The organism is Microcoleus sp. N9_A2, from assembly GCF_036701775.1.
Taxonomy (GTDB): domain Bacteria; phylum Cyanobacteriota; class Cyanobacteriia; order Cyanobacteriales; family Microcoleaceae; genus Microcoleus.
In genome coordinates this window covers 45008-66055 of the sequence record NZ_JAUBRH010000020.1, presented here as the reverse complement: position 1 = coordinate 66055, position 21048 = coordinate 45008, and the positions used below count along the sequence as shown (strand labels likewise).

Genomic DNA, 21048 nt, shown 5'->3' with positions numbered 1-21048 from the left:
CTGGTTTAAAGCCTCTCGCTTTTAGGGAGAAATTAAAAGAAGACTATTCATTACTCGAATCCTGTTCCTTCCAGTTAGAGGTCGCTATCCCAGGTCAACTGTCAACTGTCAACTGTCAACTGTCAACTGTCAACTGAAACATATCCTACGCTAATTCGAGCTTCAAAGTTGGCAACAGCTTTTCTAAATTTCTGAGAGATTTCTGTTGCCAGGGAACATCATTTGAACCCAATACCAAAAGTTGAATAGTTTTCTTTTTCCGAACGGCAATGACAAACTTCGACAGCATACTGATACCAGAACTGTTAACAAATTCCAAATTTTTTAGATTCAAGGTAATAGTAGGCGGTTCGGGATTGGCGACCTCATCTAACAATTCGACTATTGGCGCATACTCTGCTGGGCCGCTCAGGCTGAGTTCGCCTTGGAAAGTGACTGTGACTGATTCTGGATCGTACTGAATGCTGTAATCTTCACCTTGAATTTCTTGAATGCCCATTGTGATTTTGTTTCCTGACTAAAATAGTGCGATCGCACAAGAGAGTAAATATTGAAATGCTAGCAACTAGACCCTAATTTGAACCACAGTCGTAACAATGATGGTATCACTATCTGGTCTGCACTCGAATTTCCAACCTATCTTAGCTGAATAGTCATTAATCATCGTCAGCAATCCCAATCCCGATGTGTCACTTTCCGATTCCGCATTCTTTTCAAGCTGCTGCAAATAAAGTTCATTGGGATCGGAAGCCAGAATTTCTTCAATAAACTCCTTCAATTTATTTGCCTTTTCTGGCTTGACACTATTACTGGCAAAAATTATCGCCGTCACCTCTATTTCACCAATAAAATGTATACCAAATTTGACCTTATAATTGGTATCATCGTCATTAAATTTTATCGCATTTTCTAACAGTTCGTTGGCTACGTAGCTCACAGCTCCCTTGCTTTCTTTTATCCGTTTCTCGCTGCTAGCATCCTCCTCATCCACCGGTAGAAAGCTCGACAAATAATCTGCCACAAAATGAGCTGAAAGCCTGTTATTGCGCCAGCGCTGTTTGATGGGGCGAGAACTGGGGGTAAATGTAAGTTCTAGGGAGTCGTGTTCAGGAGGAAATTCTTCAATGAATTCTCCAAAGATTTGTGTCATTGTTTTTAAGCTTCCAGATGTCATAGTTTTTCTGCCTCCAATTGATGTATTAATGTCACTTTTGGGTAAATTTCCACACTCCATTCCAGTTAGCAGGAATACTCTTTTCTAACAGCGATTGGATGCGTTTTAGGTAAAGTTGACTGGGCTTGTCATCTGGATTTAGCGCCACTATATGTTCAAAACAAACTATGGCCTTAGCAAAATTTCCCTGACAATATTCTTGGAGTCCCTCCTCAAATATAGGCAAAGTTTGAATTTTGAGCGATCGCACTGGTTCTACTTCAACATCTAACACCTCACAAACTGAAATGGCTTCTTGTCTACCTTTGACAATAGCCCGATCCAAAAAACGGATATGATACTTTTCGGGTTGACTCAAACGTTGTACCACATCTCCAGAAATTAATAAAGATACGCCATAATACTTAGTCAAACCTTCCAGACGAGCGGTGAGATTGACATGATCCGAGAGCGCATCTGCTTGCATCCGGTTCGCATCTCCAATAATCCCAACCATCGTATCACCCACATGGATACCAATGCCAATCTTCAGCGGTATATCCCCATTTATTTTACGGCTTTGATTGTATTTCTGTAACTGCTCCAATTTCACAATTCCTGCCTGAATAGCATCATCAACGCCATCAGGAAAAACTGCCATAACTCCATCTCCAATATACTTGACAATAAAACCGTTGTGCTTACGAATTTCGGGACTAATTTGCTGTAAATAGTTATTGATGAAGTCAAAGTTTTCTTGAGGAGTCATTTGCTCCGCCATCGTGGTGAACGAACGCATATCGGAAAACATAATTGCCATCTCTTTGCTCACGTGGTCTCCAAGCTGGAAATCAACCATGCTTTGCTTGCCGAGAAATTGGAGAAATTCATCGGGAACAAAACGTCCGTAAGCCTGCAAAAGTTTCTCTAATTCTTGTTCCCGCGCTTTCACCGTTTGCACCATATGCGAGAATACCTGTGCCAGTTCTCCCAGTGCATCACTGCGCGCTGCCACATCTGACAATATCTGGGGTTGAAAGCTATTGTTTTTTACAGCGATAGCTGCATCTATAACCTTTTTTACCTGCTCGATGTAAGTCTGCATCTCTCGGTTTTTATGATGGATCTGGTTTTCTAGATCCGTGGAGTGTTGTGTGACAATTTCTACTAAGGTTTCATAGCTGTTTTTTTCATCCTCTACTTCCTCAAGTTTTTCCCTCAACTCCTGTAGCTGGTTATGGAGTTCTTCTGGAGATTTAGATGGTGCTAAATTTATTTGTGGTTTCATAATTTATACTTCCGAATCTGGAAGCGCAAAATTGTTTTACTTCCTCGTTGTAAATTATTATAACTTACAGGCGTGGAACTCGAAATCCTGTTTCTGCTTCGATGCTTGACCATTAAATCCAAGACCCCCCGTAGAAACCGGGTTGACGACCGTCACTCATAAATTATGCACAATATTTCCCTGTTGCTTCAATACTAGCAAAGTAATGTCATCAAATACCTTTTGTTCTCCAATAAATTTTCGCAAATCAGCGATGGTGGCTTCCTTGATTTGTTCGGCGCTCAAATGCCAGTTTTGAGAAACCACTTCACAGAGTCTTTCGATACCGTAGAATTTTTTGTGTCTATTTCTAGCTTCGGGGATGCCGTCAGTATAAAGCACCACCCCGTCCCCCGGCTCTAAGTCTACTAAAACATGGCTAATCCAATCGGAAATATCCTCATCTAAGCCGATGGGAAATCCTAAATCCATCATATTAATACGCTCAATTTTACCGCCTCTTCTGACTACAAGAGTTTCCTCGTGTTGACCGCTAATACTAACTTTACTGTCTGCGTAATTAAGGAGGGCTAGGCTCAGGTTTTTGTCCGAGTTCATCCGCTGGATATTTTTATAAATAGTGCGGTTAAGGGTATCTAAAAAGCGAACCGGCTCTATTTCTTGAACTTCTTTCAAAGCGCGAACAGCAGCTTGAGTCATTACCATCAAAATCCCGCTTTCTAGTCCGTGTCCGGTGACATCACCAATGCAGAGCGTAACCACCCCCTCAGTACAAAGTACGTCGTAGTAATCGCCACCAACTTCATCTGCTGGTTCCATAAACCCAGCGATATCTAACTCTGCAATTGCAGCTAATTCCGCAGGTTTGGGCAGAATTAACTGCTGCATTTGTTTGAGGATATCGAGTTCGGCACTCATCCGCAGATTTTCGGTTTTGAGGCGTTGGTTGAGGGCAGAAATTGCCTGATTGGCTTGGGCTAGTTGGGCTGTACGTTCTTCAACTTTATCTTCTAGAGTTTGATATAGCAGAGCATTCTCCAGCGAAATAGCTGCTTGGGAAGAGAGAATTTTTAAGACTTCCAATCTGTCAGGAGTAAATGCACCTGGGGTGAGACTATTTTCTAAGTACAAAATGCCGATCGCTTTACCTTGGTTAACTATGGGAGTACACAATACAGATTTAGGTTGGTGCTGAATAATGTAGGGGTCGGCCGCAAAGATATTTTCAGTAGCAATATCATTAATTACCAAGGTTTCTCTGGTACGCCAGACGTAGTTAATGGCAGTGATGGGAAGATTTTGACTTTGAGAAAGGGGAATATTGGGCAAATAGCAGCGCTCGTCTAAGCATTTAGCAACAATCGATAATTCGCCTGCTCTTTGTAAGATGATAGAGCCTTTTGAAGCTCCCGCATTTTGGGTCAAAATTTGGATCAAAGTTGAGAGCAATTCCTCGACGTTTATTTCTCCAGATATGGCTTGAGAAGCTTTAATAACTGTTGCCAAATCCAGCATATTGCAAATATTATTGCCAGCCGACGTGAGTGGTCCGACTATAGTTTGAGCGATTGTCTCTCCCGCATACAAACTTGTTTTTTGTTCGAGAATCAGGCTGAGTAATTGGGGATATTTTTGTTCTAAATCATGAATTTTTGCTTGAGATCCCCAGCGAGCATAAGCGTAGTAAGCGTCCGTTAGATAGACGCGGGCAATTTTATCTTTGCCTAATTCAAGGTAGAATTTAGCTGCCAATTCCCCTGCTAGTGCTTCTTCTTGGAGGTATTGGTTTTCTTTTGCCGTAGCAATGGCGCGATCGTACAAATCCATTGCTTCGAGCCTGTGTCCCAATACTCGTGCTATTTCTGCGGCTACTAAGTCATACTTGTGCTGATAATTCATCGGTGCGTGGAATGCCCAAGTTTGCATTTTTTCCTGATTGGCTGCAACTTGGTTCAAGTATTGTTCTTGAGCGATCGCATCAGCATCGGGATACAGTGCCACGAGGGCGAGGGAATGGTAAAAATTGTACTGGGGAACCATCATCAATGAGCCGACACCCGCGACATATTGCTCTGCTAGCTGGGCATTTTCCACAGCCCGATCGCGATCGCCAAACAAATAATTCACCACCAATTTAGCAAAATAAACCCCAAAGATGGAAGAGACATTATTTGCTGCCAGCAAAACAGGCAACATTTCATCTTCATTAAAACTCTCCCCAACTAATCGACAATTGTCCTCAGCTAATCCTTGTAAGTTTAATGTAAGTTGTCGCCAAATTTTAGTATAATAAGTCTGATATTCTTGTTTGGAATTTAGCATTAGCTCCAAATACTGCTCGTATTTTTTATCTACAGAGCTTAAGTCTTCACCGCTAAAAAAGCTGTAGATGCAAAGATACATAGCCGAGTAGCAAGCATACTCGATATCGCCAGTTTCTAAACCGCTTTGGACTGCTGATACCAAAGACGATATGCTCGCTCGACTGGGTTCTTTCCAATGTCTCACGCAAGCATTGTACACCATCACAACTTTCGAGTGAAATTCTTGGGATGGGAATTTATCTAATACCTGCAAAGATAGTTGGCCGTATTGATAGCCTAATTCAATTTCTCCGATTACTTCACAGATTAAACTGCAACAAGCATAGGCATAACTAGCCGGGGCAGAGTTTCCATATTTGCTACAAATATGTGCCATTGTAAACACAACGGCTGGGTAAGTTTCTGGACGGGCTAGATAAGCTGCAGAAGCGATCGCACATAAAATCCTCAAAGCAGCAATTTTATAAGCATCATTAATTTCGGGCAAATTAGCTAAGGCAGATATCTCTACTGTAGGGGGAAGTTCTGTTTCCAAAGAAACACCCAGGATTCCCAAAGCTTGCAATCCAGTATCTACTGCCGATTTCATCTGATTTTGAGCAATATAAGACTGAATTTGTGCTTCGTAAACTCTGAATTGATCGAGGAGATTGTGCGCTCGACATAGAACTATTTCCGCAAGTTGGTGCGACAAATCGAAATTGGTATTCAAATATTCGGCTTCAACCGCTTCTACATAAAGATCGATCGTCAAGCCGTATAAATTTGTCCAGCTATCATCTGCTAGCAGGTTTCTGCCGATAGTTAAATAATCCACAGCAGCAGCATAAGCTGTAGAAGTTTTAGCTTTACGTCCAGCAATTAAATTCAATGAAGCTAGTTGATTTCTTTCGGTGCGATCGACAATTAATTCCACTCCAATATTCAAGTGGTTGACAATATCAAATATCCGATCTTCTTTTTCATGTTCTGGGGTATTACTCAACAACAATCTGCCAATTTTTAGGTGAGTTGACTGTTTGGCTTCATCGGGAATCAAAGAATAAGAAGCTTGTTGAACGCGATCGTGCAAAAATTTGTAACTGGCCAATTGACAATCGGCAACAGCTAATGGTGCAGACTCCCCATCATCTGCAAAAAATTTGTAAACTTCACTTTGCGGTAAAATTAGACCTTCTTGCAATGCTTTCCATAAATCAGCCGCAGTGTCTATTTGAGATTTTTCATAAACAACTGCTAAGGTTTCTAAATCAAATTGACTGCCAATACAAGCAGCTAGTTTTAAAATATTTTGAGTATTTAGCGGCAATTTTTGCAATTGATTCGCCATAAATTCGACGACATCATCGCTGACTGCCAATTCTCTAATTTTAGTAATATCGCACTGCCAACCACCCCTTTCTCCCCCATCCAACGGGGTAAAATCAAAATAAATTAACTGATCTTCATGCAGCTTTTTGAGGAATTGATTGCTAAAAAAAGGATTGCCTTTAGTTTTTTGAAAAATCAATTCGGTTAAAGAAAGCGAGCGATTCAGGGGACAGCTTAAAGCATCAGCAACTAGACGATTTAAGTCGATTTTTGAAAGTGGCGCAAGAGTAATTTGATTAATTATAGGGGCTGGGCGATCGATACTGCGATTTGGTAGATTGCGAATCTCTGATAAAGTCAGCATTAATGGATGAACGCTGGAAACTTCATTATCTCGATAAGCGCCAATTAGCAACAAATGTTGACCTTCTGATTCGCCTAGCAACAATTGCATTAGTTTCAGAGATGCGGAATCTGCCCATTGCAAATCATCTAAGAAGATCACTAAGGGGTGATTTTTGGTAGCAAAGACACGAATGAACTTTTGAAATAACAGATTGAAGCGATTTTGTGCAGGACTGGGTTCTAATTCCTGGACAGCAGGTTGCTTGCCAATTAGCAGTTCTAATTCTGGGATAACATCAATAATTACCTGAGCATTATCCCCTAAAGCAGACAAGATGTGGGCTTGCCACTGCTGAACTTGAGTAACACTTTCTGTCAGTAATTGCTGCAGGAAACTTTGCAAAGCTTGCACCCATGCTGAGAAGGGAATATCGCGCCTGAATTGGTCGAATTTCCCTTTGATAAAGTATCCCCGCTGCTGGACAATTGGCTTGTGAACTTCGTTAACCACAGCGGTTTTGCCAATCCCGGAAAAGCCTGCTACCAACATGATTTCGGTAGTAGCTGTACGGGGGAGTTTCTGAGGCTCTCGGCTGCTACTAGGGGAAACCTCAAAATCGGCGGCTGCGGAATTTTCCTGGGGACAGGCGACGCGCTGGAAGGCTGCTAATAGAGCCGAAACTTCGGTTTCTCTGCCGTAAAGTTTTTCGGGAATGACAAAGCGTTCGGAAATGTCTCTGCTGCCTAATTTAAACAGTTGAATAGTGCCATGATCTGAGTATTCTTTTAAGCATTTTTCTAAATCGTGTTTGATGCCACTAACTGTTTGATAGCGTGCTTCGGCTGTTTTCGCCATCAGTTTGAGCACTATGTCATTCAATACTTGGGGGAGGGCAGGATTGAGGGCGATCGGGTGAATTGGCTGGCGAGCAATGTGAGAGTGAACCAATTCCATCGGCTCGTTAGATTGGAATGGCAATTGTCCTGTCAACAGTTCATAAAAAGTTACTCCTAGCGAGTAAAAATCGGTGCGGTAGTCAATCCCACGATTCATTCTTCCAGTTTGTTCGGGAGACATATAAGCTAATGTCCCTTCTAAGATATTAGGATTTTTAATTTCTGGATTTTCTCTAGGCAAAAGCGAGGAAATACTAAAGTCAATTATTTTAACTTCTTGAGTGTTAGGGTTAATTATAATGTTCTGGGGTTTGATATCTTTGTGAATAACTTGGCTGTTATATATGGCTTCTAAACAACCACAAATTTTAATGGCAATTTGTAAAAAGTTTTCTAGGCTATGGGTAATTTTGTCCTGTAGATTCCAAGCACCAGTGGTGATGTATTCTGCTAGAGAAATTCCGCCAAAATCCTCCATCACTAAGGCAAAACCGTTACGGTATACTTCCAAACTTAAGTGTTTGACAATACCGGAATTTTCAATATTTTTGGCAATGGTGTACTGATTGCGAAACTGCACCAGTTCGCTGAAAGTCGGGTACTCAGACTTGAGTAGTTTGATGACGACTGGTTGATTGTCGGATTCAGAAAAACCTCGGTAAACGAAGGTTCTGGGCCCCGAGTAGAGTTGTTCGATCGCCCGGTAGCCCGGAATTGATATTAGGGTCATAGTTGCTATAGCAAATGTTGAAGGATGAAGGCACAAATCGATGGATCGATGCAATGGGGGGCAATGGTTTCAGCGATTCAGAACGTACTTACCACCGCTCAGGTTGCGAAATCCTAGTCAGCTTTTAGTTCAAGGAATATAAAAAAGTTTGCGGTCATTAGTGATTAGTTTACTACAGCCCGCAAGGTTTAGGGAAGATTTGACCAAAAAACAATGATATCGATCGCTAACCATCGCACATCCCAGCCATTGTGTTAAAAACCTTTGAAGCGCTTGCTTCGTAGGAGCGATCGCCTGTTAAAGTCACATTTAGGATATTCCGGTTCCTGTTGATTAAATTCCGTACAAATTTCTTGGTACATCGCTATTTTTTTATTGTCGGAAAGAGAGTTAGGAAAATTTGCGTTTGGGTTCTTGACTAATGGTGCGAATTGCGGATATAGTTCGTCTTGCTCGACTCGCGGCTGGTCGTAGAAAGCTTTGATGGCTGGTAGCGATCGCCGGGGTGGCGTACCGCTATCTAAATCTTCGCTAAAAGCAATCCAGAGTTTGGTATCAACGCTGCTCATGTAGTCGATAAACTTGACAGCATTAGCCTGACAATCTTGATTGTTACATCGAGAAGAATTCACAGCTAAAGTATCAGCAAAAACCAATGGTTTAAGTTCCTGACCATAGGGAGCTGGTGTGGCAAAAAGAGGTAGCTTTTGGGTATCGGACAAGCGGATATAAAAAGAATTTTCCGAAAAACCAATAAAGCTGCTGGCCCCTGCTAAAAAGTCCTGGTATCCCGCGTTGGGATCTTGATTATAGTAGTTGTTGACACAGCCATTTGTACCATTGACTGCACATTCTGCAGATATTTCTACTAAATTGTTCATTACCTGCGGATCGATCGGTTTCTCCAAAGCTTCTGTCACGCGATCAAACCCAAACAAGTCTGTATAGCCATCCAAATAAAAGCCGATCGCATTCCAGTCACTGTTAAAATTTGCAATTAATCGCGGTTTTACGGGTGGTTTGTGAGATAAATAATTAATTAATCCCGGCACTGATTTAACTTGCCAAATATCGCGGTCTCGCCCGAATAAGAAATATGAACACAGCCAAGTCGGAAAACCGTAGAGTTGATTGTTGTAAGTTGATGCTTCTAGACCTACTTGCCAAAACTTGGAAGTTGATATTGCTTGGGAAGCTGGAAGAATCAAATGGTTATCGACTGCATCACCTAACATTAAGGTATCAAGCTCAACTAAATCAAATCCATTTTTACCCAGAAGATGCGGCAAATTGCTGTAGGTATAGGTGTCATATTCTAAAGCTTGAGTCATTACTGCATTGAGCAAAATCTGGGGATTTTTTTGTTGAAACTCATTGACAATCCGCTGTACCATCGGCTGAAAATTTGCTTCTGGTGTTGTCGGTAAATAGGGGTACAACAATACCGATAAAGTCTGCTGGGCTTTACCTGTGAAAGATAAATAGCGATCGGGACTATTGGGGGTAACGTTCAGATTGTCAACATTGTATCCTTTACACTCCACGCGAGCGATCGTTTGCGTCGAGAAATCCTGTGGGTTGAGTCCAAGAGTTTGGCCTGGTGAGAGCAATATCCTCTGCATATTTTGCTTAACTGTGTTGCGAATACCACCAGAAGCATCACAAGTAATTGGCTGGTTAGTAGAATTGTGAACGGAAATCTGACCTGCATTAGCAACTCCGGGAAATAGAGTTATTACTGCGATAGTTAAGAAGATTGACAAGAGTCGAAAGATGCTGTTTGTCATTTATTTATAGAGCCGAGTAGAGCTTTAATTACTAAGGCGGTAGAGCGAGCTTTTTATAAAATTTTATTCCTACATATTTTTATCTCAAACACAGCCGATCCCAAATATCTTTTTTTAGAATAGCAGTGATGGGTGAAGAAAGCAAGAACAAAAACAGACAGGACTTAATCCTTTTTCTTGATAACCAGCAAGGTAATGTCATCAAATACCTTTTGTTCTCCAATAAAGTCTCGCAAATTATCAATGGCGGCTTCCTTAATTTGTTCGGCGCTCAAATGCCAGTTTTGAGAAACCACTTCACAGAGTCTTTCGATACCGTAGAATTTTTTGTGTATGTTTCTAGCTTCGGGGATGCCGTCAGTATAAAGCACCACCCCGTCCCCAGGTTCTAAGTCAACTAAAACATGGCTGATTAACTCGGAAATATCCTCATCTAAGCCGAGCGGAAATCCTAAATCTATGGTGTCTATCCGCTGGATTTGACCACCTTTCCTGACCACAAGAGTTTCCTCATGTTGACCGCTGATACTAATTGTGCTATCGGCGTAGTTGAGCAAAGCTAGGGTCATATTTTTGTCGGAGTTCATGCGCTGGACATTTTTATAAATAGTGCGGTTGAGGGTATCTAAAAAACGCACCGGGTTGGATTCTTGCATTTCCTGAAGAGTGCGGACAGCAGCTTGAGTCATCACCATCAAAATGCCGCTTTCTAATCCGTGTCCGGTGACATCACCAATGCAAATCGTGACCACCCCGTTAGTACAAAGTACGTCGTAGTAATCACCGCCTACTTCCGAGGCTGACTCCATAAATCCGGCAATATCTAAATCTTCAATTGCTGCGAGTTCCGCAGGTTTGGGCAGAATTAACTGCTGCATTTGTTTGAGGATATCGAGTTCGGAACTCATGCGGAGGTTTTCCGCTTTCAGGCGCTGGTTAAGAGCGGCAATTAGTTGAGTGGCTGTAGCGAGTTCTGAGGTGCGTTCTTTGACTTTATCTTCTAGAGTTTCAAAGGATTCTTGCTGTTGTCTCGCCATGCTGTTAAAGGAAGTTGTTAAGGTTTCAATTTCCCAAATCCGGCTGGAATCAACGTTCTGGTTGAGATCACCACCTGCTAAAGATTCTGAAGCTTGAGCAATTTGATTCAGGGGGCGAGTAATCCAGCTAGCGGTGAAAATACCCACTCCAACAGAGACAATGAGAGCCATAATACACAGCAAAATTGTGTGGCGAGTGTTAGCATAAATTTGCGCCATAAAGTCCGCTTCAGGAACTACTACTACACTCAGCCAATTGAGACCGTACTTGTCAGTTAGCGGAGAAACTTGGATAAATTGCCGCTCACCGTTCAGCTTAAAGTCAAGTTGAACAGTTTGATCGATGTCTTCCAAACGCTTGAAGCGTTCGAGCAGATAAACCACACTTTGACGCATCAGCGGGTTGCTGCTTTCCTGTGCTTTGATCCGCTTTGTATCTTTGCCTTTTCCCACCGAAAGAGGCTGTTCTTTAACCGAGGTGGCTATTAATTCACCCTGGGGTTCAATGATAAATACTTGACCGGAATTACCCACGCGTAAGGTTTGCAGGAAGTGGCGAATTTGATCTAGTCCCATCTGGCAAGTCAGCACGCCAATTAGTTTTCCTTCGCCATCATAATAGGGTAAACTCGCATTAATTTGCAGCGTACCGTAGCCAAAATTAATATAAACTTCACTCCAAGCTGCCTGTTTCTTCTCAACAACAACTCTGTAAAAGGGGCGCGTGCGAACGTCATAATTGGGCGTGGTTTTGTCAATCTTTGTGGGGTTTCCATCAGCGTCTAGGTTGTAATATATCAAGTCGCCACCACCGGGAATCAGTTGCTGGACAAGCTGAGGTTGTTCAAGTCCAACCAGACGATTTACCCAACCCACACGCAGGTACTGACCTTTTTCGTTGGCAATTCCCGCGTGACCGATCGACTTAAATTGCAGAACTTGTTTCCAAAAATATGGTCTAGCTTGCTCCAAGTCGTCAAAGTTCAACACCCCCAAAGGTACAGCATCCTGATTGATCTGATTCACCAGTGGCGGAGCTTCCAGATAGGTTTGAACACGTTCGTAAACTCTCGCACTCACTTCCTGCCGCAACTGACTAACAATATTGTTGACTATCTGCTCTCCGTTTCTGTAAGAGAGATAGCCAACGCAGCCAACAGCCGCCAAAATTTGGAGAACAAAGGGAACTACCAAGACATTGCGGAGACGGAATTTGCCCGATCTGGAGACGATCGCACTTTTTTCTGAAACCATTGTTAAAAACACTCCCAGCGGGCAGTTTTTTGTTACAAGACTTGATAATAGATACATTAAGAGCGACAGACAATGTTATCATATCAAAAACTCAACCAACATCAAAAAATCAGCGCTCATCAGCCTGCATCAGCGGTTAAAATAAAACAATAAATCCCCACAAAAATGCAAATTACTCAATCCCTCCACAGCGCCATCCTCATCTCCAACCTGGAACAATCCCAACACTTTTACAGCACCGTGCTAAAACTGCAAAAAATCGATCGCGACTTAAAATTTCCCGGAATCTGGTATCAAATCGGCGACTTCCAGCTCCACCTAATTTTAGGTGCAACAATTATGCCAGATGCCGTAGACCATGCCAAATGGGGACGTAACCGGCATCTAGCCTTTTCTGTTGCTAACTTAGAGGCAGCCAAACAGCAGTTAATCGCTCACAATTGCCCGTTCCAAATGAGCGCGTCAGGTCGATCGGCATTATTTACCCAAGATCCCGACGGCAACATCATCGAACTCAGCGAGTAACAGATGAAAATCATCGCTTATTCTTACACCGAACCGCTACTGGAAGCAGCACCCGCACCGGAAATTTGGGGTCAAGAAGTCGATCGCACCTATCAAGACTTAGGAGGGCGACAACAACTGCAACAACTCCTAAAAGACTGCGAAACAGAACCAGTCAAATACTTATTAATTCAGCGCTTTGAAGAACTCGGCGACACCGTACAGCAAGTGTGTTCGCACCTCGGGCAACTCGAAAACCTCGGCGTCGAAATCATCGTACAAGCAGAAACCGAACCGCGAAACCGCAAAAACTTGCTGCAAATCCTCGCAGAAATCCAGCGCAGCCAACACAGCCGGAGTATTCGCAAAGGACACGCCCGCAACCGCCTCAAATCCCGGATTCCACCGGGTAAGGCTCCCTACGGCTACCGGCGCGGCAAAGATTGTTATACGATCGATAAAACCACCGCCCCCACCGTCAAAGACTTTTTTGAACACTTTTTAATTTACGGTTCCTTGCGAGGTTCCGTGCGGTATTTAGCCAAGAAATACAACAAAAGAATCTCTGTAAGTACCGGCCGCCGCTGGCTGACAAATCCCGCTTACCGAGGCGATTTGGAATATCAAAACAGCCAAGTAATTTCTAACACCCACGTCCCGATTATTTCCAGAGAAGAAGCCGCCCAAATAGACAGGTTACTGCGCCGCAACCGCTGCCTTTCTCCTCGCAGCGCTAGCGCCCCACGTTCCCTCGCAGGTTTAGCAATTTGTGCAGAATGCAAATCGCCCATGACGGTTGCCAAAGTCACCTCTTACCGCAAAGAAAAAGAATACCTTTATTTGCGACCGATTAACTGTCCAAAACAGCCTAAATGTAGCGGTATTTCCTACGATGAAGTATTGCAATTAACCATCGCCGGTATTTGTCGGGATTTACCCGATGCTGTTGCTGGGTTGCAAATGCCGAATATGAATGGAATTAAAGCAGGAATTGTCAGGGCGATCGCCTCAAAACAAGAAATCATAGAGCAACTTTCCGCCCTGATTGACAGCGGCATTTTAGACACGGAAACCGCAGAGTTTAGAGCCTACAAAATCCGCACCGAAATTGCCGAACTGCAAAGCAAATTAGCGCAACTGCCCCCAGTAAATTTGCGAGAAATTGCCCAAACAGTTTCCCTGCGGCAATTTTGGCTCGATTTATCAGAATCAGAACGCAGGTTTTACTTTCGAGAATTTATCGATCGCATTGAAATCGTCCGGGAAAATCCAAATTTGAAACTGCAAATTATTTTCATTTTTTAAGGATTAGCTCGATGTTCATCCATAGCTCCTAGGTTAGATGCCCGACTTGTTAAAGAAGTGGCGTATTTGGGTACTCTCTTAGTTCGCTAGGAGTGGACTTCGTTTGACAAGCATCGGTTTCTACCGCTGAATTATCTTTTTTGCCTTTTAACCAATAGGCGATCATCTCTCCTTTACCTTTAACCGTTATCGCGCCTCTTTCCTCAAATACATACCGATCTTTTAACAGCTCATAAATAGCAGTAGTAACTTGAATATACCCCGGTAATCCTTGACATTCCATCCGAGAAGCAACATTAACAGTATCTCCCCACAAGTCATAGATAAATTTTTTAGTGCCAATTACGCCAGCAACTACTGGCCCTGTATTAATGCCAATGCGAATTTGAAATGGTTCGCCTCTGTCAGTTTGAAAATCAGCGATCGCTTCCTGCATATCCAAGGCCATATTCGCGATCGCTTCTACATGATCTGCCCTCGGCACAGGCAACCCCCCCGCTACCATATAAGCATCTCCAATTGTTTTAATTTTTTCCAAACCGTGTTTTTCAGTTAGTTGGTCAAACCTGGAAAAAATCTGGTTCAGTACATTTACCAATTCTAGAGGCAACATTCTAGCAGCAATAGATGTAAAATCGACAATATCGGCAAAAAGAACTGTTGCTGAATCAAACCTCTGGGCAGGAGAACCCTCGCCCTTTTTCAAACTTTCAACAATCGCTGCGGGTAAAATATTCAGCAATAAATGATCCGACTTTGTTTGAGCAAGCCGTAAAGCTAGCTCCACCCCCTGTCGCTCTTTAATTTCGTTTTGCAAACGTTCGACAAGTTCTTGGAATTGCTTCGTTTGCTCTTGAAGTAACTGTTGTTGACTTTGAATAGTTAACTGATTTGCCACTCGTGCCAATACTTCTTTACCATGAAAAGGTTTAGTAATATAGTCAACTGCTCCCACATCAAAAGCTTTCACCTTATCTACAACGTCATCTAAGGCGCTTAAGAAAATTACCGGAATGGAACTGGTTTTTGGTGAAGCTTTCAACTTTGCACATACCTCATATCCATTCATCTCTGGCATCATCACGTCCAGCAAAATTAGAGTCGGAGGAAACTCTTGCACTGTAGCGATCGCCCTTTGCCCGTTCAGCGCTTTACGAACCTGATACCCTTGTTCGGTCAATATTGTAGATAAAAGCCGCACATTATCGGGCTTATCATCAACTACTAAAATGTTGGCTTGAATTGTAGGATATTGATTGCTGTCCATGGGAGGGTTCACGGTAATTTTTCAGAATAAAATATCTTAACACTTAATAATTCGCTCTCCATCCAAACGAAACAGTATAAATTCCCATTTTATCTTCTAAACACAAATAATAATGAGAGGCAATTAGGGGTTAATTTTAGGTTTTGTTCAAATAGAATAGGCTTCCCCTTTTAGGCTCGTTGGAAAGTGGTATTTTCACCGCGCCCCAACTGCTGACTGCGCTATATCTATAATATCGTCAAATAGGAAATCCTGCACCAAAGTAGTTAAATATTGTGCAGACAAAGCAAATTCGCTCGGCATTTCCTCAATCAACTTGACAATTTTATCGTCGCAACATTCATGAGCAGCATGAGATATCTTTTCTACCCACTCAATAGGCATTTGACCCAGTTGTGACTCGACGGATTGATTGCTAGTCACTCCGCTAATTTCGCTGTCATTTTCTAGGGTTGCATCAACAGATTCATCGTAAATGTAACGTACTCCTAAAAGTTCTTCCATTTTCGCAAATAATATCTTTGCCTCGAAGGGTTTACGCATGAAATCATCGCAGCCTGCTCCTAAAATAGTTTGTCGTTCCTCTTCAAAAGCGCTCGCAGTAAGAGCAACTATTACAGTTTGTTTTCCGAGAGGATGAGCTTTAATTTTTCTAGTGGCTTCATAGCCATCCATGACAGGCATCTGCATATCCATCCAGATCAGGTGCGGTTGCCAATCCTCCCATACAGCAATAGCTTCTTGACCATCTCTAGCTTCTCGCACGAGGAGGCCTAGTGGTGACAACAATCTCTCTATTACTAGGCAGTTATCGGCGCGATCGTCAACAACCAAAATCCGGTATTCTGGTTGATTCGGCGCTAAATTAATTACTTTTTTCTGCGGTTTAAGGATTTTAATCTCGCTGGGAGGGGCAAGGCTGATTTGAATATCAAATGCAAACTTACTTCCCAATTCAGGTGTACTGCTGACAGTAATATCTCCTCCCATCATTTGTACAAATTTGCGGCTAATTGGTAAACCTAATCCAGTCCCCTGTTGAGATTTTTGACCTGTTTTTGTTTGCTCAAATGGTTCAAATAACTTATTCATTTCTTCTGCGGCAATGCCAAGGCCAGTATCTTCAATTTCAAACTGAAGGCGTAACAATTCCGGGTGAAGGTGATTCGCGTCTACACAATCACCGTCTGCCAAGCTTTCGGACTGATTAAAACCATTGCACCATCCGGGTTTTATTTGTATAGCTGCGGTTGAAACCGCTAAGCTTTCGGAATGTTCAGAACCCGCGTCGGCAAGTTTTGTTTGTGTGTCGGACAACTCTGCCGTTTTAGCCCCCAAACTTTCTTGTACCTGATTTTTCACTCGCAAAGTAACACTACCCATCTCTGTAAACTTGATCGCATTTCCTACAAGATTAATCAAAATTTGCCGCAATTTACCTTCATCTCCAGTAACAAAGTGTGGTACGCCGTCACCGACTTCCAAATTTAGCTGCAATTTCTTAGATTTAGCTTTTAATCGAAACATTTCTTCTAAGGTTTTTAGCAAGCGCATTAAATTAAAACTGCTTTCATTAAGCTGACTTCTGCCCGCTTCAATTTTGGACATTTCCAAAATGTCATTAATTAGCGCCAGCAAGTGTTCACCCGCACGATTAATAATTTCTAGGTGCTGTTGGTGTTGATTGTTGAGAGATGAATCGCGCACCATCACCTGACTAAATCCGAGAATGGCATTCAGGGGAGTCCGCAATTCATGGCTCATAGAAGAAAGGAATTCGCTCTTGGCGCGGTTAGCTGTATCAGCAGCTACAACAGCTTTTTGTAATGCTGTTTCTGCTAATTTGCGATCGGCAATTTCTGTTTTGGCTTGTTCAAAAAGGGTCGATTGCTTGATGGCAATTGCTAGCTGCACGGAAATTTGCTGGAGAGATTCTATCTCAGAAGAGGTCCAATGCCTTTGACTGCGACAGTGATGAGCAATGAGTAGACCCCATAGTTTTTCACCTTGCAAAAGGGGAACCACGAGGTTAGCTTTAATTTCAAACTGGCTCAGTAAATTAACGTGGCAATCTGAAAGACCTGCCGTATAAATATTGTCGATCGCGCGCAGGTGTCCCTCCTGATAAACAGAGACGTAGTGTTCTCGAAAACAAGGATCATTAATGTCAATTCCCAAAATCGGCATCGTACTGACAGATACCGACTCGACGGCTATAAATCCACTCCAATCTGGATTAAAGCGGTAAATAACTGTTCTATCAGTTGACAAAAACTGGCGGACTTCTTCCACAGCCATTGTCAGCACTTCTTCAAGGTTAAGAGAGGAACGAATTCGCTCTTGAATGGAATTCACGAGCCGCTCCCTTTTTACTTGTTGCTGCAAAGCTGCTTCCGCCTGTTTGCGAGCAGTAATATCCACTCCATAACCAACGCACTCCACAGGTATGCCAGCAGCATCTTTGACTAACTTAACCTCATCGTATATCCAGCGATAACTACCATCTTTGTGCCGTTCGCGGTATTCGTAGGAGATAAATTCTTTTTCCAATATCTGAGCGAATGAAGTATCAACAATTTCTCGATCTTCTGGATGAACAATGCTATGCCAATCAAGAGAACCATCAACAAATTCTCGCGCTTCGTAGCCGATCATTGAAACAATATTATCGCTGACAAATGTTACGTCATAATTTCCCCCTAATTTGCAGCTAAAAATCACCGCCGGAGTAGTCGCCAGCAAATATTGCAAGCGTTCGGTGACAGAACGTAAGTTTAACTCGGCTTGCTTGCGATCGCGAGCTTCCATTGCTAAAGCTGCAATCTGTGCCACATAGCTAGCGAAGCTTTGTTCGTCGAGCGTCCAATTCCTGGTCGTTCCCTGATGTTCTAAACAAATTACACCCGCAATTTGCCCTTTATGGGTAATAGGAACATCTAGCATCGACGAGATGTTTAAAGGCGTCAAATAAAATTCGCTAAATTCTTGGGTGCGCGGATCGGTTTTGGCATTAACCGCTGCGATCGTCTGTTCTCTCTTCAAAGCTTGGAAATAGCTAGGATAGTCAGCAACTTTCAGTTCAGCACCCTCACTGTGTTGATTGGCTGTCAGTTCGTAAAGATCGGCACAGCACAATGCTGATTTATCTTTCTGATAAAACCAAATACTTGCCCGATCGACATTCAGGGTACGAGTTGCCATTTGCGTAATCTCTCTCAACGCCTCGCCGATATTCCCCTCGTAGATACTAGAATTTTTTGCTAATTCTAGCAAGCCAGTTTGTTGTTCTGTTAACCTAGTTTCTCGTTCGCGCAAAGCGGATTCAGCGGCTATTCTTTCTCTAATTTCCGCTTCTAAACAACCATTAATTTCTGTTAACTGTGCGGTACGCTCTTGGACTTTAATTTCTAAGTCATCATAAGCGTGGCGTAAGGCTAACTCTGCATCTTCACGCACAGCAATCTCAGTCTGCAACTTGCGATTTATGACCTCTAATTCTTGGGGGGTTTTTAAAGATAAAAACTGGGGCAATAGTGTTACCATCGAGGCGGCGGTGTAGCAGGAAACCAGCGCAGTAATTCCTTTTTCAATCCCCGATAGCCAATAAGCGGAATGCCACAACGTCCAAATATCTAGCAAGTGACCCGTGCCGCAGAGAATAATAAATGCACCAAATAAAGCAAATATTCCTAAAAAAGGAACATCGCGCCGCTTGAAGATAAAATAAATTAGCATCGCCGGAATTGAATAGTAGGCGATCGCGATTAAAAAGTCCCCAGTTACGTGCAGCCACACTAAAGGCGTTTGCCAAAGATAGCAATGACCGTGAGGCATATACTGAGTGGGGGAAAAGATATTTTTGAGTGCTTCCCACATAATACTTGTTATTGGCAGATAATATGGATTTGATGATGTTTAAGTTAGGCAAAAAATAAAAGAAACCCAAAATGGTAGCTGGATTCAGAATTATTTATTAACGCCTCAACCCGGCTTGTTCATAACAGCTTGCTTCTGCACTAGGTGGCGCTCGCCACATTGCGATCGCCAAGGAATTTCAATGATAAACTCAGTACCTCTGGCAACCTCGGAAGTGCAGCGCAAATAACCTTCATGGGCTTGAATAATCTGATAAGAAATCGCCAAACCCAGCCCGGTACCAGCACCAATAGGTTTCGTTGTATAAAATGGATCGTAAATTTTAGCGATCGCATCATAATCTATGCCAGTGCCATTATCAGCAATGTGAATCTGCACCCACTTGCCATCAACTAAAAGCGTGCGAATGCGAATTTTTAGCAGTGGGCAATGGGCATTTTGTAAGTGGTCACATAAATTATTTTCCCAATAGCCGTTGGTCAAATCTCCCTGCTGTGACATCTGTTCTAAAGCATCAATAGCATTAGAACAAATATTCATAAATACTTGGTTAAGCTGCCCAGCGTAGCATTCTAATTCTGGCAAATCTCCATACTCTTTAATCACTTGAATCGGCGGACGGTTTGGTTGTTCTTTCAAGCGGTGCTGCAAAATCATTAAAGTGCTATCTAGTCCTTCATGAATATTTACCTTTTTCATGTCGGCTTCGTCTAACCGGGAGAAAGTTCGTAAAGATTTAACAATCTCCCTAATCCGCTCTGCTCCAATTTTGATTGAACCAAAAAGTTTTTGCAAGTCTTTTAAAATAAAATCGAGTTCGATAGTGTGAATCTTGTCTGCAATTTCCGGCGCAGGAGTGGGGTAATAAACTTGATAAGCCTTAATCAATGCCAAAATATCTTTAATGTATTCCTCCGCCGGAATCAGATTGCCATAAATGAAGTTAACAGGGTTATTGATTTCGTGAGCAACGCCAGCTACCATTTGCCCCAAAGAGGACATTTTTTCAGTTTGCACAAGTTGAGTTTGGGCGCCTTTGAGTTGTTGCAGAGTTTCCTCTAGCTGCTGAGTGCGTTCAAGTAGTTTGGCTTCCGAGTGCCGCAATGAATTTTCAGCCAAAGAGCGATCGCGATTTTCTTGTAACAAAAGTTCATTGGTTGATTCTAAAGCCAGCGTCCTCTCCAGAACCCGTTTTTCCAATTCCAGCATTAATTCTGAGAGTGCTTCCTGAGCTTGTTTGCGATCGCCAATCTCATTTTGTAAAGCTACATTTGCCACCGCCAATTGAGCTGGACTGGGAATAGCCAAAATTTTTGGGATTAGTTCCACCAGCACTGCTGCTGTAGATAGCGAAATCAACGCCGTAATCGCTTTAAGAAAACCCGAGAACCAATAATTAGGATGCCACAGCGTCCATATTTCCATAATATGGGTAATCCCGCAGCAGACAATAAAAGAGCCAAACAGCATGAAAACCCAGTCAAACGGCACGTCTTGCCGCTTTTTAACAATATAAATCAGCGTTATCGGTATCAAAAAATAAGCGACGGCTATCAAACCATCGGACAAAACGTGTAGCCCCACTAATCCCGGCTTCCACAAGTAGCAATGACCGTGAGGAATAAAATAATTTGAAAACATTTCATGAACCATTTGCATCAAATTAACTCGGTTATTTGCTAATATTTTTTAGAGGGGGTTACAGGAGAATTTTAAAAAAGTGCTGGTACACAAATAATAATTAGACTTTGGTACTTAACACTTGTGATGAGTAAATGCAGCGATCTGAAACTACTTGTAATTAAATTAACATCAATCGACTCAGCTTTAGCAAAGTCAACTGTCACATTTTTAATCCTGCCTTCACTATCAACTGTGACACCGGCATGACATTTTGGCCAACGATAAAGAAAAACTGAGCGCAGATTCCTTTCCAGTAGGAGCGCCAGCGCCCATTGAAATTAGGTTAT

The 21048-nt window shown here is 42.5% G+C and carries 11 protein-coding genes; 2 read left to right on the top strand and 9 right to left on the bottom strand.

Features of this window, described 5'->3' with window-relative positions:
* Positions 1-145: 145 nt before the first annotated feature.
* The 6 genes from QUA44_RS14395 to QUA44_RS14370 all read right to left on the bottom strand — a co-directional run bounded on the left by QUA44_RS14395 (position 146) and on the right by QUA44_RS14370 (position 12126).
* Positions 146-499, bottom strand: a complete 354-nt coding sequence (locus QUA44_RS14395; protein WP_333081064.1) for a slr1659 superfamily regulator — start codon at positions 497-499, stop codon at positions 146-148.
* A 66-nt stretch (positions 500-565) separates the two neighbouring features.
* Positions 566-1174: a DUF6272 family protein gene (locus tag QUA44_RS14390; RefSeq protein WP_333251437.1), complete on the bottom strand. Its 609-nt coding sequence runs from the start codon at positions 1172-1174 to the stop codon at positions 566-568.
* Between the two features lie 31 nt (positions 1175-1205).
* On the bottom strand, positions 1206-2441 hold the full coding sequence (locus tag QUA44_RS14385) for an adenylate/guanylate cyclase domain-containing protein (RefSeq protein WP_333251434.1): 1236 nt from the start codon (positions 2439-2441) through the stop codon (positions 1206-1208).
* 156 nt (positions 2442-2597) lie between these two features.
* Positions 2598-8048 (bottom strand): AAA family ATPase, encoded by a 5451-nt coding sequence (locus tag QUA44_RS14380; RefSeq protein WP_333251431.1) that lies wholly within the window; start codon positions 8046-8048, stop codon positions 2598-2600.
* 254 nt (positions 8049-8302) lie between these two features.
* Complete coding sequence (locus tag QUA44_RS14375) at positions 8303-9835, bottom strand: hypothetical protein (RefSeq protein ID WP_333251428.1); 1533 nt, start codon at positions 9833-9835, stop codon at positions 8303-8305.
* 164 nt (positions 9836-9999) lie between these two features.
* On the bottom strand, positions 10000-12126 hold the full coding sequence (locus QUA44_RS14370) for a SpoIIE family protein phosphatase (protein WP_333251424.1): 2127 nt from the start codon (positions 12124-12126) through the stop codon (positions 10000-10002).
* 165 nt (positions 12127-12291) lie between these two features.
* On the opposite strand from QUA44_RS14370, the gene QUA44_RS14365 reads away from it, so the two are divergent.
* Both QUA44_RS14365 and QUA44_RS14360 read left to right on the top strand, forming a co-directional pair.
* The gene (locus QUA44_RS14365) at positions 12292-12651 is read left to right on the top strand and encodes a VOC family protein (RefSeq protein ID WP_333251421.1); all 360 of its coding nucleotides are present in this window, start codon (positions 12292-12294) and stop codon (positions 12649-12651) included.
* A 3-nt stretch (positions 12652-12654) separates the two neighbouring features.
* Positions 12655-13935: a recombinase family protein gene (locus QUA44_RS14360; RefSeq protein ID WP_333251417.1), complete on the top strand. Its 1281-nt coding sequence runs from the start codon at positions 12655-12657 to the stop codon at positions 13933-13935.
* Positions 13936-13984: 49 nt separating this feature from the next.
* Here QUA44_RS14360 and QUA44_RS14355 read toward each other — a convergent pair whose 3' ends face one another.
* The 3 genes from QUA44_RS14355 to QUA44_RS14345 form a co-directional block, all read right to left on the bottom strand.
* Positions 13985-15202, bottom strand: a complete 1218-nt coding sequence (locus QUA44_RS14355) for an adenylate/guanylate cyclase domain-containing protein (RefSeq protein ID WP_333251553.1) — start codon at positions 15200-15202, stop codon at positions 13985-13987.
* 195 nt (positions 15203-15397) lie between these two features.
* Positions 15398-19078, bottom strand: a complete 3681-nt coding sequence (locus QUA44_RS14350; protein ID WP_333251415.1) for a GAF domain-containing protein — start codon at positions 19076-19078, stop codon at positions 15398-15400.
* Positions 19079-19183: 105 nt separating this feature from the next.
* Positions 19184-20737 (bottom strand): ATP-binding protein, encoded by a 1554-nt coding sequence (locus QUA44_RS14345; RefSeq protein WP_333251412.1) that lies wholly within the window; start codon positions 20735-20737, stop codon positions 19184-19186.
* Between the last annotated feature and the right edge of the window lie 311 nt (positions 20738-21048).

Bases quoted from the DNA above. Each gene is read 5' to 3' on its own strand.
- QUA44_RS14395 (WP_333081064.1), bottom strand. From the start codon at position 499: ATGGGCATTCAAGAAATTCAAGGTGAAGATTACAGCATTCAGTACGAT.
- QUA44_RS14390 (WP_333251437.1), bottom strand. From the start codon at position 1,174: ATGACATCTGGAAGCTTAAAAACAATGACACAAATCTTTGGAGAATTC.
- QUA44_RS14385 (WP_333251434.1), bottom strand. From the start codon at position 2,441: ATGAAACCACAAATAAATTTAGCACCATCTAAATCTCCAGAAGAACTC.
- QUA44_RS14380 (WP_333251431.1), bottom strand. From the start codon at position 8,048: ATGACCCTAATATCAATTCCGGGCTACCGGGCGATCGAACAACTCTAC.
- QUA44_RS14375 (WP_333251428.1), bottom strand. From the start codon at position 9,835: ATGACAAACAGCATCTTTCGACTCTTGTCAATCTTCTTAACTATCGCA.
- QUA44_RS14370 (WP_333251424.1), bottom strand. From the start codon at position 12,126: ATGGTTTCAGAAAAAAGTGCGATCGTCTCCAGATCGGGCAAATTCCGT.
- QUA44_RS14365 (WP_333251421.1), top strand. From the start codon at position 12,292: ATGCAAATTACTCAATCCCTCCACAGCGCCATCCTCATCTCCAACCTG.
- QUA44_RS14360 (WP_333251417.1), top strand. From the start codon at position 12,655: ATGAAAATCATCGCTTATTCTTACACCGAACCGCTACTGGAAGCAGCA.
- QUA44_RS14355 (WP_333251553.1), bottom strand. From the start codon at position 15,202: ATGGACAGCAATCAATATCCTACAATTCAAGCCAACATTTTAGTAGTT.
- QUA44_RS14350 (WP_333251415.1), bottom strand. From the start codon at position 19,078: ATGTGGGAAGCACTCAAAAATATCTTTTCCCCCACTCAGTATATGCCT.
- QUA44_RS14345 (WP_333251412.1), bottom strand. From the start codon at position 20,737: ATGCAAATGGTTCATGAAATGTTTTCAAATTATTTTATTCCTCACGGT.